The following is a 21,168-nucleotide window of genomic DNA, read 5'->3' as shown; positions in this document are numbered from 1 at the left end:
GTTTCCCAAACATTAAAGTACTCGACACCCAAACTGCAGGTTTCCCAAACATTAAAGTACTCGACACCCAAACTGCAGGTTTCCCAAACATTAAAGTACTCGACACCCAAATTGCGGGATTCCCAAACATCAAAGTATTAAATACACAAACCGCTTAAGAGGATTTAATCATGTTTTATTCTATTAGAGTGGCATTAGGTTTAGCTCAGCCTGCACGTAAAAAAGTGAAGCTTCCTGAAGGACTTGAGCATTTAGAAGTGATACAAGCTAAAGCTTGGTGGAAGTAATAAGCCAAAAATTGCAATTAAAAAAGGAGCTATAAGCTCCTTTTTTGTTGCGCTGAATATCATTAATACTAAAGCTTAACTCTATGACAACTTTTACCTTCAACTTTGCGGTAAGCCAAATGCTTATGTGTATTAAATAACGGATACGCTGCAGGCCCTAAAAGCCCACCGACTAAAGCCCAACGCTTTACTGCTAAACCCGCATAAAAAGCTGAGAAGCCGAAAAATAAGCTACTTAATACAACTATCGCAAAGACTAACAACCAATTAAAATCAACAAGCACTGAATACCTCTTTATACGTTCAGTAGATTATAATCCTTTAATTTTATGGCTTAAATATCCAATATCATCTCATATTAGCTACATCGCTTTGGCTATATCCTCTGGAAAGTAACGCTAAACGGTAACTTGTGGGTTAAATAATACCCTAATAGCTGTTCATTATCGACCAAAAATTAGGCAGAAGTATGCCGTAACGGCAAAAAAAAACGGCCATGCATTGCCGTTTTTTTATACAAACTGTTTGCCGCTAATTATGCTTATAGATTATTTAGCGCCATAGGTATGAAAAGTGGAACCATCTGATGCCATCGTTTTCAACAATTCACAGGCTTCAAAGCGATCACCATAGAGCTTTTGATAACGTGACAGGGTATCCACTAAGTTTTTAGCACCCAAAGTGTCAATATATCTAAATGGCCCGCCTAAGAATGGTGGGAATCCGATACCAAATATAGCGCCAATATCACCATCTCTAGCATTTGCGATAATGCCTTCTTCTAAACATCTCACCGCCTCATTTAGCATTTGTATGGTACAACGCTCAGCCACTTCTTTGGCTTGTTTATCTGAAGCAGTTTGAATACCTAGAACGCCATAAACGCTTTCATCAACCAATTTCGCCTTTTTCACTTTGGCACCATATTGATAGAAACCTTTGCCGTTTTTACGCCCCTTACGATCATCTGCTAATAACTTATCGAATGCTGCTGGCGCTGCAAAACGTTCACCTAACTCTTTTTCTAAAATAGGCGAGATTTTAGCACCAACGTCAATGCCCACTTCATCTAATAAAGTCATTGGCCCCACCGGAAAACCAAACTTAACCAGTGAACGATCTAAGTGTTCAACTCGCTGGCCTTCTAACAACAATTGAGCCGCTTCATTCATATAAAGCGCTAAGATACGGTTAACGTAGAAACCCGCTCCATCTTGCACAACAATCGGGGTTTTACCTTGCTTCTTGGCAAAAGCGACGGTAGTAGCAATGGTTTGTGCAGAGGTTGTTTTGTGGGCTATCACTTCCACTAATGGCATTTTTTCAACAGGAGAAAAATAATGTAAACCAATGACATTTTCTGGACGAGCTGCAGCTTCAGCAATTTGCCCTATAGGCAAAGAAGAAGTGTTAGAAGCAAAGATAGTATGCTCACCACACTCTCTTTCCACATCTTTAACCATCTGATGTTTTAATGCTAAATCTTCAAATACGGCTTCAACAACAATATCAGCATCTTTAATGCCTTTATAATCTGTAGTTGTGGTCATAAGAGACATAATGTTATCTCTAACCGCTGGAGTCATGTGGCGGCGCTTAACGCCTTTATCTAGCAATTTATAAGCATAGGCCAAGGCATTACTTAACCCCTGCTCAGAAATATCTTTCACTCGCACAGGTAATTTAGCTTTAGTCGTGGTAACAGATGCTATACCACCGCCCATTAAGCCACCGCCCAACACCATCACTTTATTCACTTTCGCAGGCTCGGTTCCTTCTGCACCCGTTTCTTTTTTCATTTCAGTGGTAGCAAAGAAAATACTGCGTAACGCTGCTGACTCTTTTGACATAACAAGGTTGGCAAAATGGCTGGCTTCAACTTCTAAGCCTTTAGTCATTCCTTTAGTTAACCCTTGGCGTACACAGTCAATAATTTTTGCAGGTGCCGGATAGTTACCCGCAGTTTTCTTTTCAACTTGCTTACCCGCTTGATTAAATACAATGTCTCTGGTGAATGACGTTGACTCTAAAATCTTATTGACTGTTGATTTTTTAACGGGTTTAGCCGCACTTTTACCTTTTTTAGCTAATTCAACTGCCGTTTCTAGCAAAATTGAGCTGGGTACTACATCGTTTACTAATCCCATTTTAATGGCTTGTTTAGCGCGAATTTGTTTACCCGTTAACATCATATCCAATGCTGTTGTAACACCAACTAAACGAGGTAAACGTTGGGTGCCACCACCGCCTGGTAATAAGCCAAGCTGAACTTCTGGGACACCTAAAACCGTTTTCTTATCGTCGGTACACACGCGTAAATGACATGCTAAGGCCAGCTCTAAACCGCCACCTAAACACGCACCATGTATCGCCGCCACAACAGGAATAGATAGATTTTCTAGTTCATTAAAAACCACATGTCCCTGTTGTGATAACGCTTTGGCATCTTGCTTAGTTTTACATGCTGCAAGCATACTAATATCAGCACCGGCAACAAATGAGTCTTTTTTACCAGAAATAACTACCAAGCCTTTAATGCTAGCGTCTGCTTTAACCTCAGTTAAAATTTCTGAAATCTCAGGGCCAAACTCAGCTTTTAAGGTGTTCATGGTTTCACCAGGAACATCCATGGTCAGTACAGCAATGCCGTCTTCACGACGTTGTAAATTAAATGTCTTTTCCACTGTAATTACTCCACTTCAACTATCATTGCTGCACCTAAACCACCTGCTGCACAGGCCGTTGCCAACCCTGTGCCACCGCCACGACGTTTAAGCTCTTGGCATACTTGGGTGATTAATCGAGTACCTGTAGCCGCAAATGGATGCCCATAAGCAAGCGAGCCACCTAGTACGTTAAATTTACTCATATCAATTTCACCAATCGCACGGCTTCGGCCTAGCTTTTCTTCAGCAAATTTCTTAGAGGCAAACATCTGCATATTCGCTAAGGTTTGGGCAGCAAATGCTTCGTGCATTTCAATTAGGGTTAAATCTTCTAATTCCATACCAGCACGTTTTAACGCTAATGGCGTGGCATACGAGGGACCCATTAGCATGTCTTGCCAAACATCAATGGCAGTAAAAGCATAACTTTTGATATAACCAATAGGCGTATAACCTAAGGCTTTGGCTCTGCCCTCACTCATTAAAATAACAGCTGATGCACCGTCAGTTAACGGGGTGCTGTTAGCCGCGGTCACTGTGCCATGTTTACGATCAAAGGCTGGACGTAATTTCGCGTAAGACTCTAATACTGAGTTTTCACGAATATTATTATCGCGATCAATAAACTGCTTGTATGGCGGCACATGAGCGGTCATCACTTCTTGCTGTAACACACCTGAATTCCATGTTTCTGTCGCTAAAGTATGTGAACGATGTGCTAAAGCATCTTGGTCTGCACGGCTAATGTTATAGGTTTTGGCCATTTGTTCAGCCGTTTGCCCCATCGATAAGCCAGTAGAATATTCAGCAACAGCAGGAGGAACCGGTAATAAATCTTTAAGTCCTAAACGACGAACAATGGCAAACTTTTGCTGAAATGTTCTGGCTTTATTTAAGTCGACTAATGCATGAGCTAATTTTTTAGACACGCCAATAGGTAAAACTGAAGATGAGTCAGCTCCCCCCGCTATACCAATTTCAACGTTCCCCGTCATAATTGATTCAGCTACGTTAACTGCAGATTGGAATGAAGTCGCACAAGCACGGGTGACACTATAGGCATCAGTAGACACATCCATGCCGGTACCTAACACAATTTCACGCGCAATATTGGGTGCAGCTGGCATTTGTACCACTTGACCATATACTAATTGCTCAATCGATTTTGGGTCCAACTCTGAGCGTGACAACAGCTCATTGACTACCATTTTGCCCATATCTAAAGCCGACACACCGTGAAACGCAGTAGCCTGCTTAGCAAAAGGCGTTCTCAAGCCTGCTACGATGGCAATACGCTCACCGCGGGCATTTGTTACCTGTTGTCTGTCACTCATTTTTCACCCTCTATTATTGTAATCTTGGAAAAGTTAACCCAAGTTGATAAATATCCATTATCGACCAACTAGTGGTCAGACCATCAAAGTGTGATCTGATTCTAACTTTTTATTGGCAGGTTTTAAACACCTGTTTAGATATATTTCAGTTCTTCAGCACATCCAATTTTTTCAGTCCCTATAAGCCACTTAATTAACGGCAACCTATTGATTACGTCATAACGGTTTATCACCTATTAACACTAACCACTAATGATCATCGTTTATTGAATATTTTAAGTTGTTCCATTTGTCATGATTAATGTTATGGTTTGAATGAATGGAGTAATCAATAGCAAAATGTGAACTATCTTAGCGGTTAACTGTCTGACTTTTCACTTTATATGTAGGATTAAAAAACATGATATTGTTCAGGTTAAAATCTGTTAATTCTACTAGCCAAATCTATATATAATTCATAACATAAGGCGAATTTACCTTAATGTTATTAGCCAAACTCGAGTAACAATATGCCTTTAAGCCGATTTCAATCTTTAAGAACGTATCTCGACAGTGTTATTTTGGGGCAACCCGTTTTAACTGAAAACTTACTAATAGCACTAGTTGCTGATGGTCATTTATTAGTAGAGGGGCCACCGGGCTTAGCCAAAACCCGTGCTGTTAAAGCATTATGTGATGGGGTTGAAGGTGACTTTCACCGAATTCAATTTACCCCAGACCTCCTTCCTGCTGACTTAACCGGTACTGATATTTATCGTCAACAAACCGGTACTTTTGAATTTGAAGCAGGGCCAATTTTCCATAATCTGATTCTAGCGGATGAAATCAACCGAGCCCCTGCTAAAGTTCAGTCAGCTTTATTAGAAGCAATGGCTGAAGGTCAGGTTACAGTGGGCAAAACCAGTTATACCCTACCTAAATTGTTCTTGGTTATGGCGACTCAAAATCCATTAGAAAACGAAGGCACCTATCCGCTACCTGAAGCTCAGCTTGACCGTTTTTTAATGCACTTAAATTTAGATTATCCCAGCGCTGAAACTGAGGCCCTCATTTTACGTCAATCTCGTAAAGAAGCGCTAAGTCAGCAGTTGCCAACAATTGAACCTGTGGCTCAAGCCGACATTTTTGCCGCTAGAGACCAAGCACTTGATATCTATTTAGCTGAGCCATTAGAGCAATATATTGTTGAAATTATTATGGCTACCAGACAACCAGCCAGATACAGTGACGAATTGGCAAAATGGCTTGAATATGGTGTCAGCCCACGAGCCACTATTTCATTAGAACGCTGCGCCAGAGCACGCGCATGGTTATATGAACGAGACTTTGTTTCTCCTGAAGATATTCAAGCGGTTGCACCGAATGTTCTTCGGCATCGTTTGTTATTAAGCTATCAAGCTCAGGCTGAAGGAATTAGTGCCGATCACGTTATAAACTCAATTTTATCTCAAGTAGCAGTGCCTTAATTTATGACGAATGCTTCACCGACATTACCGCTATTTAGTGATGGAATGAATCTCACTGAGCAAGAGCTTATTGCTTGTCAGACATTGTCGCATGTGGTGGTTGATCGTAAAACTCGCTCTAAGGCATCAATGGCAGGACACCGAGCTAGCCTAGTAAAAGGCAGAGGCATGGAGTTTGCTGAAGTGCGCCATTATCAAAATGGTGACGACGTTCGTTCAATTGATTGGCGAGTAATGGCAAGAACGGGAGTAGCCCATACCAAATTGTTTGTCGAAGAGCGTGAACGGCCTATTTTTTTGCTAGTTGATTTAAGCCATAGTTTGTACTTTGGTTCAAAGTTGATGCTGCAAGCCGTTCAAGCTGCGCATGTTGCTGCGACAATGGCGTGGAGCGCCGTACAACATGGCGATAAACTAGGCGCGCTAATTGCCAGCGAAACTACTCACCTAGAGTTGAAGCCGCGCAGCCGAAGACAAGGGATGTTGCAGTTATCATCAGGGTTAGTTGATGTTCATCAAAATCAGCTAAATCAATTTGATAACCTTCCCCAAGACCCTGAACACATATATAAAGCTTGCCAACGCTTGCAACGAATTGCAAAACCAGGGTCATTGGTTTGGATAATTACTGACGGGCATCACTTTACACCTCAATGTTTAGCCCCACTGACCCAATTAAAACGTCATTGCGACATAGGTGCATTTGTGATTACCGATCCATTACGGCAAGGGACAATCAACTTACCTAAACAATTTGCGTTTCCGGTAAGAGATGGAAAACAACAATTAACATTAACCCGAGACAGCTACCAAAAGTGGTTATCCGAACAGCTTGCATCACAACAAGAGTTTGTTCAATTAATGAATCAACTGAGTGTTCAGCCCAAATTTATCGATGCTGGACAACCTTTAAGTGACCAACTGGAACTTCTACGCTAAATGTTAACTTTATCTACATTTATCATCATGGCCGCAGCACCTTCTGCAACCGCAACCGCACCGATCGTGACACCAGCGCCATCCCCGCTAGAGCAAATGCATGATATCGCTTTACCTGAAACGGTTTCATCACTGCCTATTGCACCAGGATACTGGATTTTATTGGCAGCTATTCTAATCGTATTTACGGCGTTATTAGCTAAATGGTTAAAACACAAAAAATATCACGCACCACGTAAAGCGGCATTAAAGCTGCTGACTGAAATGGATGTACAATCTGCATCATTTGCCGCAGACGTTAATAGCCTCTTAAAACGAACGGCTCTCACTTATTTACCAAGGGCGTCGCTGGCACATTTAAATGGTACACCGTGGTTTAACTGGTTAGATCGACGCTTACCCACAAATAAACAAAATCTCATTGGAGATTTATTAGTAAAACGTTACCAAGCTTCTGGCTTAACCCCTGAAGAGAACCAACAGTTATTTTCACTTGCCAGTTTATGGCTAAATAATAAAGATAAATTTGAACATGTCGCCATTACAACGACCCAACAAGGCATAAGTGAGGTCGCATGTTAAGTTTTAGCTGGCCTTTAGTCTTTTTGTTGTTGCCACTACCTTTCTTTATCCGACAATCAAAAACGGTTGATCAAGGTGGTCATCTACAACTTCCTGGTGCAAGCCAAAGCATCACCCAACAAAGCCAACGCAAAGTCAGCCGTTCACGTAAACTTTATTGGCTTATGTGGCTAGGCTTACTCTGCGCCATCGCCAGACCTCAATGGTTAGGAGAGCCAATCGAACTGCCCTCACAAGGCCGAGACCTAATGATGGCCGTTGACTTGTCAGGCAGTATGCAAATTGAAGATATGGTCATTGACGGCAGAGTGGTGAACCGCTTTAGTCTTATTCAGCATGTTATGGCTGACTTTATTGAGCGCCGAAATGGTGACCGACTTGGGTTAATTTTATTTGCTGATCATGCCTATTTACAAGCACCACTCACTCAAGATAGACGTTCTGTCGCTAAATTTTTAAACGATGCCCAAATTGGCTTAGTCGGTAAACAAACGGCGATAGGTGAAGCCATTGCACTCGCGGTAAAACGCTTCGATCAAGTAGAGGAAAGCAACCGAGTATTAATTTTGCTGACCGATGGGACCAATAATGCCGGCAATATTAATCCTGAACTAGCGGCCGATATTGCTGCTAAGCGAAATGTGACTATTTATACCATTGGCGTAGGTGCCGACATACTTGAACGTCGAACTATTTTCGGTAAAGAACGCGTAAACCCCTCAATGGATTTAGATGAAGCACAGCTGCAAAATTTAGCCAATAAAACCAATGGCCAGTATTTCCGCGCTCGCAATACTGAAGAGCTAGAAAAAATTTACCAAACGATTGATCAACTTGAACCCGTTAGCCGGGAACAACTCAGTTATCGACCGAAAAAAGAGTGGTTTTATTGGCCTCTTTTACTGTCACTGCTGTGCAGTATTTTGATTGCTTGTCGTCAACAATTTCAAACAGGATTCACCTTACCTTCTCTATCTAGAGGAGATAAATCATAATGATTCATTTTATTAGACCCGAATGGTTATTAGGCCTCCTTCCATTACTGATTTTAAGTGGCTTATTCTGGAAACGGCATCAACATCATTCAGCATGGAAGCAATATATAGCGCCACACCTTAGCGCGATGTTAATTAGTAACAGCCAAGACCATAAAAGCCAGCCGAAATGGATACTGAGTTTTTGTTGGATAGTCGCCGTAGTGGCTTTAGCAGGCCCAGCGGTCACCAAACAAAATCTACCTGTATTTGCTACTGAGCAAGGCCGAGTGCTGATCATGGATATGTCGTATTCAATGTACGCCACTGATTTAAGTCCAAATCGGTTATCTCATGCACGCTTTAGAGCAACAGATTTATTAGCCGAAATTGATCAAGGTGAAACAGGTCTTATTGCCTACGCAGGTGATGCGTTTAACATCAGCCCTCTCACCCGTGACACCTCTACGTTGTTAAACCTACTGCCTACATTGTCACCAGATATCATGCCTGTGCGAGGCTCTAATTTATCATCGGCCATCAAGTTGGCCGAAGAATTACTAGCACAAGGCGGTCATGTCACTGGCGATATTATTTTATTCACTGACGGTGTTTCAGATAATGAATTTAACCAAGTTTATCCTACGTTAGAAAACAGCCGATATCGCTTATCCATTTTGGCCTTTGGCAGTCAGTCTGGTGCCCCGATAAAGCTCTCTGATGGTCAGTTATTACGTGACAGCAGTAATGAAGTGGTCGTTGCACAAACTGATATCAACTTACTTCAACGCCTCGCAAAACAAGGGGGAGGAATCACCGTTGCCGCCCAAACTGATGGTTCAGACATTCAACAATTAACCCAATGGCTTGCCAGCGACGGCAAAGCCAAGGCCACTGAACTAGAAAGCGAAGCTTGGCAAGACTTAGGGCCTTATGTCGCGATACTACTTATATTACCTGTACTAATGAGTTTCAAACACGGTGTTTTACCCAGTATGTTAGTGCCCACTATATCTTTGCCGCTAGCCGGGCTTATAGCCTTAATGGCGTTAACCGCCAGCGTTAGCCAACCAGCCCAAGCTGATATTTGGGATGACCTATGGCTCACCAAAGACCAACAAGCACAGCAAGCCTTTAATCAAGGCGATTATGAACAAGCAAGCCAACTATTTTCATCAAGTAATTGGCAAGCCAGTGCCCATTATAAAAATAAAGATTACCAGCAAGCACTGACTTTATTTGAGCAAGATAACAGCCCAGAAGGGGTATATAACCAAGCCAACAGCTTACTGCAATTAGGTAAATTACCCGACGCTATCGAACGTTATAAACAAGCGTTATCGCAAAAGCCTGATTTCACTGAGGCTCAAGAAAACTTAGCCTTAGCAGAGAAATTACTAGAACAACAAAACCAGCAACAGCAAAATCAGCAGTCTGATCAACAAAATAATGGCCAGTCTTCTGACCAAGAAAACACTGAACAACAATCTTCGGAACAAAATAGTTCAGATCAAAACGGCTCTGATCAAAACAGTTCCGAACAGCAAAATGATAGTTCTCAAACAGATGAACAACAGCAGCAGTCTGAGCAACAAAATCAAAGTAATGATAATGAGTCGCAAAGTCAGCAGCAATCTGAACAAGAGTCACAACAAAATCAACAACAGTCTGATAGTGACAAGAGCCAAGATGAGCCCGACGATAATTCAGTCTCACCTGATGAAGCGCAAAACGAGTCTAACGACACCTCACAACAGCAATCTTCTGCTGATGAGTCAAATAATGACAAAGATAATGAACCGCTTAATAACGATGCTCAAATGGAAGCTAACACTCAGCAAAACAACCAAGGCACTCAACAGGAAGCTGAACAACAGTCTGAAGCAAACTCGGCTATGACTCAGCAAGCACAACAAGCTGAGCAAACAGATGAGCAAGGACAAGAAGGTGACCAACAAGTGGTAAGCACAACAATGGCAGGGCAAGAACCCTTGCCAGAAAATATGGAACGAGCTTTAAGAGCCATCAATGAAGATCCACAAGTCCTTATACGCAATAAGATGCAGTTAGAATATCAAAAACGTCGTCAACAAGGTCAACAAGTCAAGGAATCAGAACAGTGGTAATGAGATTATTATTAAGCATAGCGCTGCTTATTATTGCCCCTTCGGTAATGGCGCTAACCAAAATCGAAGCCAGCATAGAAAAAAATCCTGTTATTGAAGGGGAATATTTTGTATTAAATGTGACTGCAGACGATGATCTCAATGCCGGAGCGCTAGATACATCTGAGCTACTCAATGATTTTGTTGTGGGCCGCACTAGCGTGGGTCGTAGCACCCAAATGATTAACTTCAAAACCAGCAAAGAAACGCGCTGGCAAGTGCTTATTTCACCGAAAAAAACTGGTCAGTTAACCATTCCAGCCTTCACGATTGACGGCATAAGCTCATCCCCTATTCTTGTAGAAGTCGCCCCTAAAGGCAGTCAGCCTCAAGCTAGCCAAGACTTATATATTGAAGTTAGCACTAATGTCGATGAAGCTTATGTGGGCCAGTTAATTAATTATAAAGTCAAACTATACCTAGCGGTTGAATTGCAACGCGGAGTATTAAGTGCACCTGAAGTAAAAGGCGCCACAATTAAACAAATTGGTGAAGACATTGATGGCACTGAAATTGTTAATGGACGTCGATTCCGTGTTATCGAAAGAAACTATGGCATTGTTGCCGGTTTACCGGGGGAAATTATTATCAATGGTGCGACTTTTTCAGGCGACGTATTAATTGAAACTCAGCGCCGCGGCAGTATGTTTAGCTTCAACGAAAGTATTCCTATGCAAACCGAAGCAGACCGCAAAGTTATGCAAATCCACGGCTACCCCCCTAGTTACCAAGGCGAGTGGCTTGTCAGTGATTTAGTCACTTTACGAGAAGTATGGCCAGACGAACAAAGTACTTTTGAAGCAGGCAGCCCTATCACCCGCACAATCAGTTTGATTGCCATGAATGTAGATGAAAATGGCTTGCCAGAAATCAAAATGCCTAACGTAAAGGGGTTGAAAATTTACCCTGAAAAGCCTTTACGTCAAAGTGGTATCAGAGACGGCCAAGTCTTATCGCAATACAGTTTAACCGCGGCCATAGTCCCTACAGTCCCTGGTACATATACATTGCCAGAAATTAAAGTGCCTTGGTGGAACGCCCAAAGAAAACAGCAGGAATATGCCATCTTACCGGCAAAAACCATCACCGTAGTAGCAGGACAAATGGCAGATAATACCTTAACCGTTGCGTCGGCAGAACATCCCCAAAGTGCAGCAAGTTATTGGCCTTGGCTAACGGCAACATTCGCCACTTTATGGTTAATAACCTTAGTGTTATGGCGTCAAGCAAGTTCAAAAAAACAGACTATTACAACGGTCACAGAACAGCCAACTAACCTAACGTCTGATTTGTCGGCTATCAAAAAAGCCTGTGATAGTAATGATGTCAGTGTCATTATCAATGCATTACAACGTTATTTCTCAAACCAACTGGGTTCGCCAGTATCATTGGCACAAATCAGCCAATTAACACCTGCCCTACAACAGGCTATCGCACAAATACAGTCTGCAAAATATAGCCAGCAAACCGCGACAATCGACACTCAACAGCTATTAGCAGCAATCAAAGATTATCAACCTAAATCTCAGAAGGTAAGTCGTTCAACCATTGCACCGCTTAACCCATAGCACGCAACATAATTGGTATTATCCCTTACTCCGTTAGTTAGCAAGTTTAACTAACGGAGTAGGAGTCTATCCCTACAACACAATCCACAACACAATCCCCAAAACACCACAACTGCGGGTTTTACATCTATTTTTTAGCATAAAAAACGCTTGCTGTGTCATTGCAAAAAAGCTAACAACGCGTAAGCTATTGCTAACATTTATGACACAAAATAAAAATGTTTCAAAAAATACGAAATAAAAAGTCTGACGCCTCGGTCTTATCTGACATGGTAGATAAACAAAGACGATACGATAGCCTTGTCAGGGCACTTCATACCGACATTTACCGCTACGCCTTTTGGTTATGTGGAGACAAACATGTCGCTGAAGATATCACTCAAGAAACCTTTTTAAGGGCATGGCGTGCTTTAGACTCTCTAAAAGATGACAAAGCGGCTAAGGCATGGTTAATCACAATTTTAAGACGTGAAAATGCCCGTAGGTTTGAGCGCAAACAGTTTGACTACAGTGACGTTGAGCAAGAGCAACTTGAAGATGTATTTTCAAGTTCTAATGAAGATGAAACTGAACAATACTGGCTTCGTCGCCAAATAGGCAAATTGGATATCGAATATCGTGAGCCGTTACTATTACAGCTTATTGGTGGTTTTAGTGGCGATGAAATTGCCGATCTACTTGAGTTAAATAAAAATACCGTAATGACGCGCCTTTTTAGAGCCAGAAACCAGCTTAAAGACGCCTTAGATTCACCAGAGTTAAGAGGTCAATCAAATGGATGATCTACAATTCCGTCGCCAAGCCTACGGTGACCCTAATGATCAGTCTGAAGACTTTTTAAAACATATCGCTGAAAGTCCAGACGATGCCAAGTTGGTTAATGATTTAAAAAATCTCGACAATCGTCTTAATCAGGCCTTAAACATTAATGTACCTGATGACCTTGCAGAAAAATTAATTCTGCGCCAGCAACTTAATCAGCATCAACAACATAAAAAACGTACTCGTTACTTAATGGCAATGGCGGCGTCTATCGCCTTTATTGTTGGAGTGAGTTTTAGCATGTTACGTTTTACGCCAGTAGACCTATCAGAGCACGCATTGGCACATGTATATCATGAAGCTAAAGCGTTAAGTACCAACCAAGATATTGGCTATAACGATGTAAACTTCAAGCTTGCGAGTATGTCAGGGCTTCAACAGTCTAAGTTCATTCAGCAACCCGGAAGAGTTTTTTACACGGCTTATTGTGACTTTCAAGGCGTTAAGTCGCTTCACTTAGTGATGCAAGATGAACATGGTGAGAAGGTGACATTGTTTATTGTTCCAGCAGAAAAGCGCTTAAAGCTTGAAGAAGCATTTGCCGACAGTAAGTATCAAGGCCAGGGTTTTAAAACGGCTGATGCCTACATGATACTGGTGGGTGAAGAAGGTTCTGATTTGAACTTCGTTAAAAATGAAATTGAAAACACCTTCATTTAATACGCTTGATTGCTTTATATTCACCTTCTCTGTTGCCCCAACTCACTTTACAGTGACTTGGGGTATTTTTTTGCCTAATAACCCTGTCAAAGTGTGAACCACATCAAACTTCTGCTAGCATTGTCCCACAATGATAATTACAAAGGATACTCATGGAAATTCAAGCACCTATTTTAATCACATTCATAGGTTACTTAGCGGTGATGATGGGCATTGGTTTTTGGGCCTATAAAAAAACAGATTCTGTAGATGATTACATATTAGGTGGCCGTAAAATGGGCCCAGCAGTAACCGCCTTAAGTGTCGGTGCATCAGACATGTCTGGCTGGCTATTGTTAGGTTTACCCGGTGCAGTTTATTTAGGAGGACTAGGGGAAGCATGGATAGGCTTTGGCTTAGTATTTGGCGCATGGTTAAACTGGCTATTTGTAGCCAAAAGACTACGTATTTACACTGAACTTGCCGACAATTCTTTAACACTTCCAGACTTTTTTGAACATCGTTTTCACGACAATAAAGGCATGTTGAAACTGGTGTCAGCGGTAACAATTTTAGTCTTTTTTACTTTTTACACTTCATCAGGCATGGTCGGTGGCGCCATATTATTCGAAAAAGTATTTGGCCTTGATTACACCATAGCATTACTTATTGGCTCAGTGATTATTGTGTCTTATACCTTTGTAGGTGGTTTTTTTGCCGTAAGTTGGACTGACTTTTTTCAAGGCTGCTTAATGTTAATTGCCTTGATTATCGTACCTATTGCTATTTTTAACCAATCTGAAACCCAAGCCAACCTAGAAAGCTTAGACCCAGCCATGTTGTCATTTATTGGAGAATCAACCACAGTTATTGGTTTAGTCTCGTTACTGGCATGGGGCCTAGGTTACTTCGGTCAACCACATATTTTGTCGCGTTTTATGGCAATTGGCAGTGCAAAAGATTTACGCCTATCTCGCCGTATCGCTATGAGCTGGATGTTACTTGCACTTGTTGGCGCGTTAGCTACTGGCATTGCAGGCACATTATATTTTGCTAATGCGCCATTAGAAAACCCAGAAACGGTATTTATTCACTTAGCTCACGCAGCATTCAATCCATGGGTGGGAGGCTTATTAATTGCCGCTATTTTATCGGCCATTATGAGTACTATCGATTCGCAACTATTAGTTTGTTCAAGTGTGATCACTGAAGATTTTTATCGCAAATGGTTACGTCCACAAGCCAGCAGCAAAGAGCTAATGCTTGTTGGCCGTCTAGGTGTTATAGCCATTGCGCTAATTGCAGGTGTTATTGCGCTTGATCCAAAAAGTAGCGTACTTGGATTAGTGAGTTATGCATGGGCAGGTTTCGGTGCTGCATTTGGCCCAGTGGTTTTATTATCACTATTTTGGAAAGGTTATAGCCGTTATGGTGCTATTGCGACCATTATTGTCGGCGCTATCACCGTCGTTACATGGAAGCAATTAACCGGCGGGATTTTTGACTTGTATGAAATTGTTCCAGGCTTTTTGCTAGCAACGGTTGTGGGTGTCATCACCAGCACATTGCTACCTCCAAGAGAAATAGTCAAAAACAAGTTTGATGATTTTGAAGAGCACTTAAGAACCAATAATTAAACAACTGACTCACACCTTTCAAGCATAGGTGTAACGACCAGACTACAAAGCGTACAGTTGTACGCTTTTTTATTGCAAACAGCTCAGACTAAGCTTTGTTTGAAATCAACATCCCCATAACACACAATACAAAAACAGCGCCACCCTAACAACCTGCTACATAAGAACTTTTAATTCACCTTTTAAAAATGAAACTCTGTCGCTAAAAATGGCACTCTTTTAAATTAACCCAATATTAACAATAGCTAACAGGTGGTCGGAGTTGTTACGTTCCCGCCCCTTACCTAATATGCGTGCAAATTCAAAGCTGTCATTAAAAGATGTGCATAAAAATGCCACTTAATATTACATAGACAGCCAACAAGACGAGACCAACAATGACTCAATTAAACAAAACTCTTTTAGCAGTTGCGGTAGCCCTTGCCAGCACGCAAGCTACTGCAGCGGGTTTCCAATTAAATAGCCAATCAGCTACCGGAATCGGTCGTGCGATGGCTGGTGATGCAATTATTGCTGATAACGCATCAGTATTATCACGTAACCCAGCAGCAATGGCATTATTTGATGAGAAAAGCCTTTCTGTCGGCTTAACCTATGCCGATGTTAGTGTTGAAGTCTCAGATGTAAACTTCTTGGGTAATGAGCTTGGCGGAATCGAAAATGCGGGTGCAGGCAAAATGATTCCAAATGCTTATTACATTAATCCAGTTAATGACAAGTTTGCTTTTGGTTTTGCAGCATTCAGTAACTACGGCACAGGTGCTGACTTATCTCCACTGACTGAAGGCCAAACAATTGTTCCTGTCGACTTACTTGGCAACACCCAAGTTGCTACGATTAACCTAAACGCCAGCATGTCATATCGCATCAACGACGCATTAAGCCTTGGTGTTGGTCTTGATATGATTCAAGGTTCTGGCGAATTAACTCGTGGCTCAATGATTAATGTTGATGCCGATGGCTGGGCTGTTGGTGGTATTGTAGGTTTAACTTATGAAATCAATGAAAACCACCGTTTTGGTTTAAGCTACAGACTAAGCCCTGAAATGGCAGCAAGCGGAGATATTTCTGTAGTAGGGAATCAGTTTGATGAAATCAATATCCCATTAGCCGATATTGCACAATTTGCTGGTTACCATCAATTAACTGAAAAATTTGCAGTGCATTACACCGCTCAGTGGAGCCAGTGGAGTTCATTCGATAAAATTTCTCTTCATAATGACAATGCCCCAGCAACTGATTTAAAAAATTATCACTGGAAAGATTCTTGGTTCTTAAGCTTAGGCGCTACCTACGATATCAACGATAAGTGGACTGTTCGTGCGGGTGTAGCGCATGACCAAGGCGTTGTTGATGCTATCTCATCATTATCGATCCCTGATTCAGACCGTATGTGGTACTCAGCAGGCTTCTCATACAACATAAATGAGAAATCAAGTATTGATTTTGGTTTCACGATTGTTGATGGTGAAAAAGTGCACGTTGTTGAGGCGAGCTCAATCCCATTCCTTCCAACTATTGATGCTTACACTGATTCAGGTGCAACTTACTACTCACTACAATACAACTACAAGTTCTAAATTTTAACTTAGCTGTAAAAGCGAGTACTAAATAGATTAAACCGCTCTTTTTAGAGCGGTTTTTTTATGCCTTTCATCTAATTTCACAAGCACCTTTGGTACTCCATTAACTTTTTCTAATAAAACTTATTGCAAGCCATTCAAAAGTCCATTAGAATTTTCTTATGAACCTTAAAGGCAGTTATTATGAAAGCACTCAATTATACACTTCAAAACAGTAAGCAACTCCTCATCGCAGCAGCGAGTTTATTGATAATAAATACCGCTACAGCACAACAGGGCAACCATGTTGATATTGATACCCTAATTGCCACTGAGGTTGAACGAGTTCAATACTTAACACTTGACGCAAAGGTAGAACCAATAAAATCTGCCACCGTTGCCGCACAAACCTCAGGCCGAGTGTTGGCAATACATTATGACGTCAATGATCTGGTTTCTGTTGGGTCACCTTTACTGGAAATAACCAGTGAAGAGCAAGGCGCTGAGCTTGCAGCAGCAGAAGCTGAACTGGCACGAGCTAAAGCCATAAACATAGAAGCACAAGCACAACTCAAGCGTTATAAAACCTTGTTTCCTCAAGGTGCTATTTCCCAAGGTTCAATGGATGAAGCGACCGCAAAAGCAAAAAGTAGCCAACAAGCTGTATCGGCAGCCAATGCGAGTTTAATTAAGGCAAAACAAACTGTTAACTACACTGTTATTAGTGCTCCTTATACCGGACGTATCACCGAAAAGTTAGTTGAAGAGGGTGAAACGGTAGTGATTGGCCAAGGGTTATTGTCAGGATACGCGACGAATAGTCTTAGAGCAGTGTTCTTTGTCCCCCAGCAATATCGCCAGCAGGTAGCAAATTTAACTAAAATCAATTTCTATCTAGATGAGCATCAACCCAACCGCCAATATCAAAGCAATCACATCACCCCGTTTGCGTTTAGTCATCAAGCTGATCACAGCATAGAAGTACGCGCTATTTTAGATAACCAGCAAGATGAATTATTCGCTGGTCAATGGTTAAAAACTAAATTGGCTATTGATAAAAAATCCATTATTAGTCTACCGCTAACCACACTTCACCAAATTGGCGATGTCACTTCTGTATATCGTCAAGTGGGTGATAATTATCTACAAACTCAAATTAGAGTAGGTAAACATTTTATTGATGAAAACGGCGTACCGTCATTTGAAGTACTAGCCGGCGTTATGCCTGACGACATTATTGTAAAGAATGCGAATCACTACATCTTACATTTACATAAACTCACCGCTAATTAATTACTTGGAGCCAAACTGATGTCATCATCTAACTCACCCACACTTGGCTTTTCGGGTAAAATAGCCAAGACATTCCAAGCCAGCGCCATCACTCCACTACTGGCAATTATTGGCTTATTAATGGGTATTTTTGCCATTATTATCACCCCCAAAGAAGAAGACCCTCAAATAGATGTCACCTTTGCTGATGTATTTATTCCTTACCCAGGAGCGACACCCAGTGAAGTAGCCCAACAAGTCACCTTGCCCGCTGAGCAAATTATTTCTGAAATTCAGGGTATCGATACGCTGTACTCATTTTCTCAACCTGACGGCGCATTAATCATCGCCATTTTTAAAGTCGGCGTACCTCGTGATGAAGCCATTGTAAAAATTTACAACCAGTTATATTCCAACAAAGATAAATTTAATCAACATGCCGGTATCGGTGAGCCGTTAATTAAACCTCGAGGTATTGAAGATGTACCTGTAGTGAGTTTAACGCTATTTGCCAAATCAGAGACAATCACAACTGAAGATCTCACCCTTACGGCTAACACCTTAGAAACTGAGCTAAAACGCATTAAGGGTACCAAAGAAATCTATACCCAAGGGCGACATGACATGGTAGTAAATGTCCGCCTAGACAGTGCAAAAATGGCACGTTACGGGGTCACTATTTCACAAATTAGCCAACGATTACAAGATAATAGCCAAGTGTCTTTACAAGGAAACGTTGTTCAAGACAACCAAGAAATAAAAGTACGTGCGGGGGAGTTTTTAAGATCGGTTGATGATGTAAAAAACTTATTGATAAAAATTAACTCTGACCCCATTAATGGGTCTGCGGTTTATCTACAAGACATTGCAGAGGTGACACTAAAAGGCGATACCCCGAAGCAACATGTTCGTCATGTCGATAGTACCGGAGATTATCCGGCGGTAACTATCGCAATAGGCAAGCAAGCTGGTGAGAATGCCGTTGATATCGCTGATGCAATTTTGCAGCGCGTTAATACCTTAGAAAACCTTATTATCCCAGAAAATGTGGGTATTGCAGTCTCTCGTAACTACGGCCAAACTGCTGGAGACAAAGCAAACACATTAATATTTAAATTAATCTTTGCCACTTCAGCTGTTGTGTTACTGGTTTTTTTCACCATGGGATTAAAAGAGTCTGCCGTGGTGGGCATTGCCATCATTATTACACTGGCTTTAACGTTATTTGCTTCATGGGCATGGGGATTCACCCTAAACCGAATATCATTATTTGCGCTGATATTTTCTATCGGCATTCTGGTGGATGATGCCATTGTGGTGGTCGAGAATATTCACCGTCATATGGCGTTAAGTAACAAGCCACTTTTGGAGATTATTCCTACAGCTGTAGATGAAGTAGGCGGTCCCACTATATTAGCCACATTTACCGTGATTGCTGCGCTATTACCTATGGCATTTGTGTCTGGATTAATGGGACCTTACATGAGCCCTATTCCCATCAATGCCAGCATGGGAATGCTGCTTTCATTAGTTATAGCTTTTGTACTAACGCCTTGGTTAGCTAATAAATTATTAGCCAAACAGTCTAGTTCAAACCACAATATTACTAAAACTAAAGAGGATAAGTTAGGCCGTTTATTTAGCCGATTAATGTCGCCATTTTTAATAGGCCATAATGCCAGTAAAGCACGTAAAGGGCTTGCATTGGGTATTGTGGCATTAATTGGTGCTGCATTGGTTTTGCCTGCCATGCAAGCCGTGGTATTAAAAATGCTACCGTTTGATAATAAGTCAGAGTTTCAAGTCATTGTTGATTTACCAGAAGGTTCGCCCGTTGAGCAAACACAACGAGCTTTACAGGAAATGAGCCTATATTTATCTACCATAGAAGAAATTGACCATCAACAATGGTACGCCGGTACTAACTCTCCAATGAATTTTAACGGGTTAGTCCGCCACTACTTTTTAAGAAACAGCCAAGAGCTAGGTGATATACAAGTTAACTTAGTAGATAAGTCACAACGTAGCCGAGACAGTCACAGCATTGCTCTAGCGGTTAGAGCGCCATTAACCGAAATAGCACAACGTTATAATGCAGCGGTAAAAGTGGTTGAAGTTCCGCCTGGACCGCCAGTTTGGTCTCCCCTTGTCGCTGAAGTGTATGCTCCAACAACTGAGTTAAGGGAGCAAACCGCTCAGGCTTTACAACAACGATTTAAACAAACAGAGCATGTGGTTGATGTTGATATCTTTTTACCTACCCAGCAAGCACTGTGGCAAGTTAGCATTGATCGCGCAAAAACAAGCTTACTCGGGCTATCTTATACTGAAGTAGTGAATACCATTGCTACCAGTATTAATGGCCAAGATGTTAGCTACCTTCATTCTGCTGGAAACAGGTATCCAACACCCATTCGTTTGCAACTGGAGGACGATGAAAAGGTCGACTTAAACCAAGTATTAAATCTCAAGCTAATTAATCAGTCTGGTGAAGAGGTCGCTCTTTCTAGTGTGGCGAGCATTAATAAAACGTCAATTAATCACACTATTGTACATAAAAATATGGTGCCGATGATTATGGTTGTTGCTGACGTAGCAGGCCCAACAGACAGCCCTTTATACGGAATGTTTGATATTTATAGCCAAATAAATCAGGCTAATAATGAGCTAACCTTCCCTATTCAACAGCACTTAGTTGATCAACCTGACGGCTTAGCAGATATTGCCATTTTATGGGATGGTGAATGGAAAATTACCTATGAAACCTTCCGAGATATGGGCATTGCCTATGCGGTCGGCATGATTGCTATTTATTTATTGGTCGTGGCGCAGTTTAAATCTTATCTTGTGCCGCTAATCATTATGGCGCCCATTCCATTAACCATCATCGGCGTTATGCCTGGTCATGCTTTATTAGGAGCCCAATTCACTGCCACCTCAATGATTGGCATGATTGCGCTAGCTGGCATTATTGTCCGTAACTCAATTTTGTTGGTCGATTTTATACATCAACAACTTGAACAAGGTATAACACTAGAACAAGCCGTTATCCAAGCCGGTGCAGTCAGAGCAAAACCCATCATGTTAACCGCCGTGGCGGCTATGACTGGTGCGCTATTTATTTTAAATGATCCTATTTTTAACGGCTTAGCCATCAGCTTAATTTTCGGCATTTTAATTTCAACAATTCTGACACTTGTTGTTATTCCGGTGCTGTATTACGCCGCAATGCGCAAGCGTATTGTAATTCAATAA

The 21,168-nt window shown here is 41.6% G+C and carries 15 protein-coding genes; 12 read left to right on the top strand and 3 right to left on the bottom strand.

The features are described from left to right. Positions 1–355 precede the first annotated feature (355 nt). The 3 genes from L2672_RS02705 to fadI all read right to left on the bottom strand — a co-directional run bounded on the left by L2672_RS02705 (position 356) and on the right by fadI (position 4,287). On the bottom strand, positions 356–571 hold the full coding sequence (locus L2672_RS02705) for a hypothetical protein (RefSeq protein ID WP_248994283.1): 216 nt from the start codon (positions 569–571) through the stop codon (positions 356–358). 264 nt (positions 572–835) lie between these two features. After that, a complete protein-coding gene (fadJ, locus tag L2672_RS02700; protein WP_248994282.1) occupies positions 836–2,971 on the bottom strand; it encodes a fatty acid oxidation complex subunit alpha FadJ in 2,136 nt (711 codons plus the stop codon). Between the two features lie 5 nt (positions 2,972–2,976). Next, positions 2,977–4,287, bottom strand: a complete 1,311-nt coding sequence (fadI, locus tag L2672_RS02695; RefSeq protein WP_248994281.1) for an acetyl-CoA C-acyltransferase FadI — start codon at positions 4,285–4,287, stop codon at positions 2,977–2,979. A 509-nt stretch (positions 4,288–4,796) separates the two neighbouring features. Between fadI and L2672_RS02690 the strand changes: the two genes are divergently transcribed. The 12 genes from L2672_RS02690 to L2672_RS02635 all read left to right on the top strand — a co-directional run bounded on the left by L2672_RS02690 (position 4,797) and on the right by L2672_RS02635 (position 21,168). Then, positions 4,797–5,753: an AAA family ATPase gene (locus tag L2672_RS02690; RefSeq protein ID WP_248994280.1), complete on the top strand. Its 957-nt coding sequence runs from the start codon at positions 4,797–4,799 to the stop codon at positions 5,751–5,753. A 3-nt stretch (positions 5,754–5,756) separates the two neighbouring features. Then, positions 5,757–6,692, top strand: a complete 936-nt coding sequence (locus tag L2672_RS02685; RefSeq protein ID WP_248994279.1) for a DUF58 domain-containing protein — start codon at positions 5,757–5,759, stop codon at positions 6,690–6,692. Then, positions 6,693–7,274: a DUF4381 domain-containing protein gene (locus tag L2672_RS02680; protein WP_248994278.1), complete on the top strand. Its 582-nt coding sequence runs from the start codon at positions 6,693–6,695 to the stop codon at positions 7,272–7,274. After that, the gene (locus L2672_RS02675; protein WP_248994277.1) at positions 7,268–8,269 is read left to right on the top strand and encodes a vWA domain-containing protein; all 1,002 of its coding nucleotides are present in this window, start codon (positions 7,268–7,270) and stop codon (positions 8,267–8,269) included. Before L2672_RS02680 ends, L2672_RS02675 begins: the two co-directional genes overlap by 7 nt. Then, positions 8,266–10,374 carry a vWA domain-containing protein gene (locus L2672_RS02670; protein ID WP_248994308.1) on the top strand — a complete coding sequence of 703 codons (2,109 nt, stop codon included), beginning with the start codon at positions 8,266–8,268 and terminating at the stop codon, positions 10,372–10,374. Before L2672_RS02675 ends, L2672_RS02670 begins: the two co-directional genes overlap by 4 nt. Then, a complete protein-coding gene (locus tag L2672_RS02665; protein ID WP_420833118.1) occupies positions 10,368–11,981 on the top strand; it encodes a BatD family protein in 1,614 nt (537 codons plus the stop codon). The genes L2672_RS02670 and L2672_RS02665 overlap by 7 nt, the downstream gene beginning before the upstream one ends. 218 nt (positions 11,982–12,199) lie before the next feature. Continuing rightward, positions 12,200–12,763, top strand: coding sequence for a sigma-70 family RNA polymerase sigma factor (locus tag L2672_RS02660; RefSeq protein ID WP_248994275.1), 564 nt, complete (start codon positions 12,200–12,202; stop codon positions 12,761–12,763). After that, the gene (locus L2672_RS02655) at positions 12,756–13,463 is read left to right on the top strand and encodes a DUF3379 domain-containing protein (protein ID WP_248994274.1); all 708 of its coding nucleotides are present in this window, start codon (positions 12,756–12,758) and stop codon (positions 13,461–13,463) included. Before L2672_RS02660 ends, L2672_RS02655 begins: the two co-directional genes overlap by 8 nt. 152 nt (positions 13,464–13,615) lie before the next feature. Then, positions 13,616–15,079, top strand: a complete 1,464-nt coding sequence (gene putP / locus L2672_RS02650; RefSeq protein WP_248994273.1) for a sodium/proline symporter PutP — start codon at positions 13,616–13,618, stop codon at positions 15,077–15,079. 377 nt (positions 15,080–15,456) lie between these two features. After that, entirely contained in the window at positions 15,457–16,659 is a 1,203-nt protein-coding gene (locus tag L2672_RS02645) for an OmpP1/FadL family transporter (protein ID WP_248994272.1), read from the top strand. A gap of 186 nt (positions 16,660–16,845) precedes the next feature. Further along, a complete protein-coding gene (locus tag L2672_RS02640; protein WP_248994271.1) occupies positions 16,846–17,934 on the top strand; it encodes an efflux RND transporter periplasmic adaptor subunit in 1,089 nt (362 codons plus the stop codon). A gap of 18 nt (positions 17,935–17,952) precedes the next feature. Next, positions 17,953–21,168 carry an efflux RND transporter permease subunit gene (locus tag L2672_RS02635; RefSeq protein WP_248994270.1) on the top strand — a complete coding sequence of 1,072 codons (3,216 nt, stop codon included), beginning with the start codon at positions 17,953–17,955 and terminating at the stop codon, positions 21,166–21,168.

The sequence above is a fragment of the Shewanella gaetbuli genome (assembly GCF_023284065.1).
GTDB lineage: Bacteria > Pseudomonadota > Gammaproteobacteria > Enterobacterales > Shewanellaceae > Shewanella > Shewanella gaetbuli.
The sequence above is the reverse complement of the archived record's forward strand: the minus strand, read 5'-3'. Positions and strand labels throughout refer to the sequence as shown.

Coding starts and splice junctions, on each gene's coding strand:
- L2672_RS02685 (WP_248994279.1), top strand. CDS start 5,757: ATGACGAATGCTTCACCGACATTACCGCTATTTAGTGATGGAATGAAT.
- L2672_RS02655 (WP_248994274.1), top strand. CDS start 12,756: ATGGATGATCTACAATTCCGTCGCCAAGCCTACGGTGACCCTAATGAT.
- L2672_RS02680 (WP_248994278.1), top strand. CDS start 6,693: ATGTTAACTTTATCTACATTTATCATCATGGCCGCAGCACCTTCTGCA.
- fadI (WP_248994281.1), bottom strand. CDS start 4,287: ATGAGTGACAGACAACAGGTAACAAATGCCCGCGGTGAGCGTATTGCC.
- L2672_RS02690 (WP_248994280.1), top strand. CDS start 4,797: ATGCCTTTAAGCCGATTTCAATCTTTAAGAACGTATCTCGACAGTGTT.
- L2672_RS02675 (WP_248994277.1), top strand. CDS start 7,268: ATGTTAAGTTTTAGCTGGCCTTTAGTCTTTTTGTTGTTGCCACTACCT.
- L2672_RS02660 (WP_248994275.1), top strand. CDS start 12,200: ATGTTTCAAAAAATACGAAATAAAAAGTCTGACGCCTCGGTCTTATCT.
- L2672_RS02635 (WP_248994270.1), top strand. CDS start 17,953: ATGTCATCATCTAACTCACCCACACTTGGCTTTTCGGGTAAAATAGCC.
- L2672_RS02645 (WP_248994272.1), top strand. CDS start 15,457: ATGACTCAATTAAACAAAACTCTTTTAGCAGTTGCGGTAGCCCTTGCC.
- putP (WP_248994273.1), top strand. CDS start 13,616: ATGGAAATTCAAGCACCTATTTTAATCACATTCATAGGTTACTTAGCG.
- L2672_RS02640 (WP_248994271.1), top strand. CDS start 16,846: ATGAAAGCACTCAATTATACACTTCAAAACAGTAAGCAACTCCTCATC.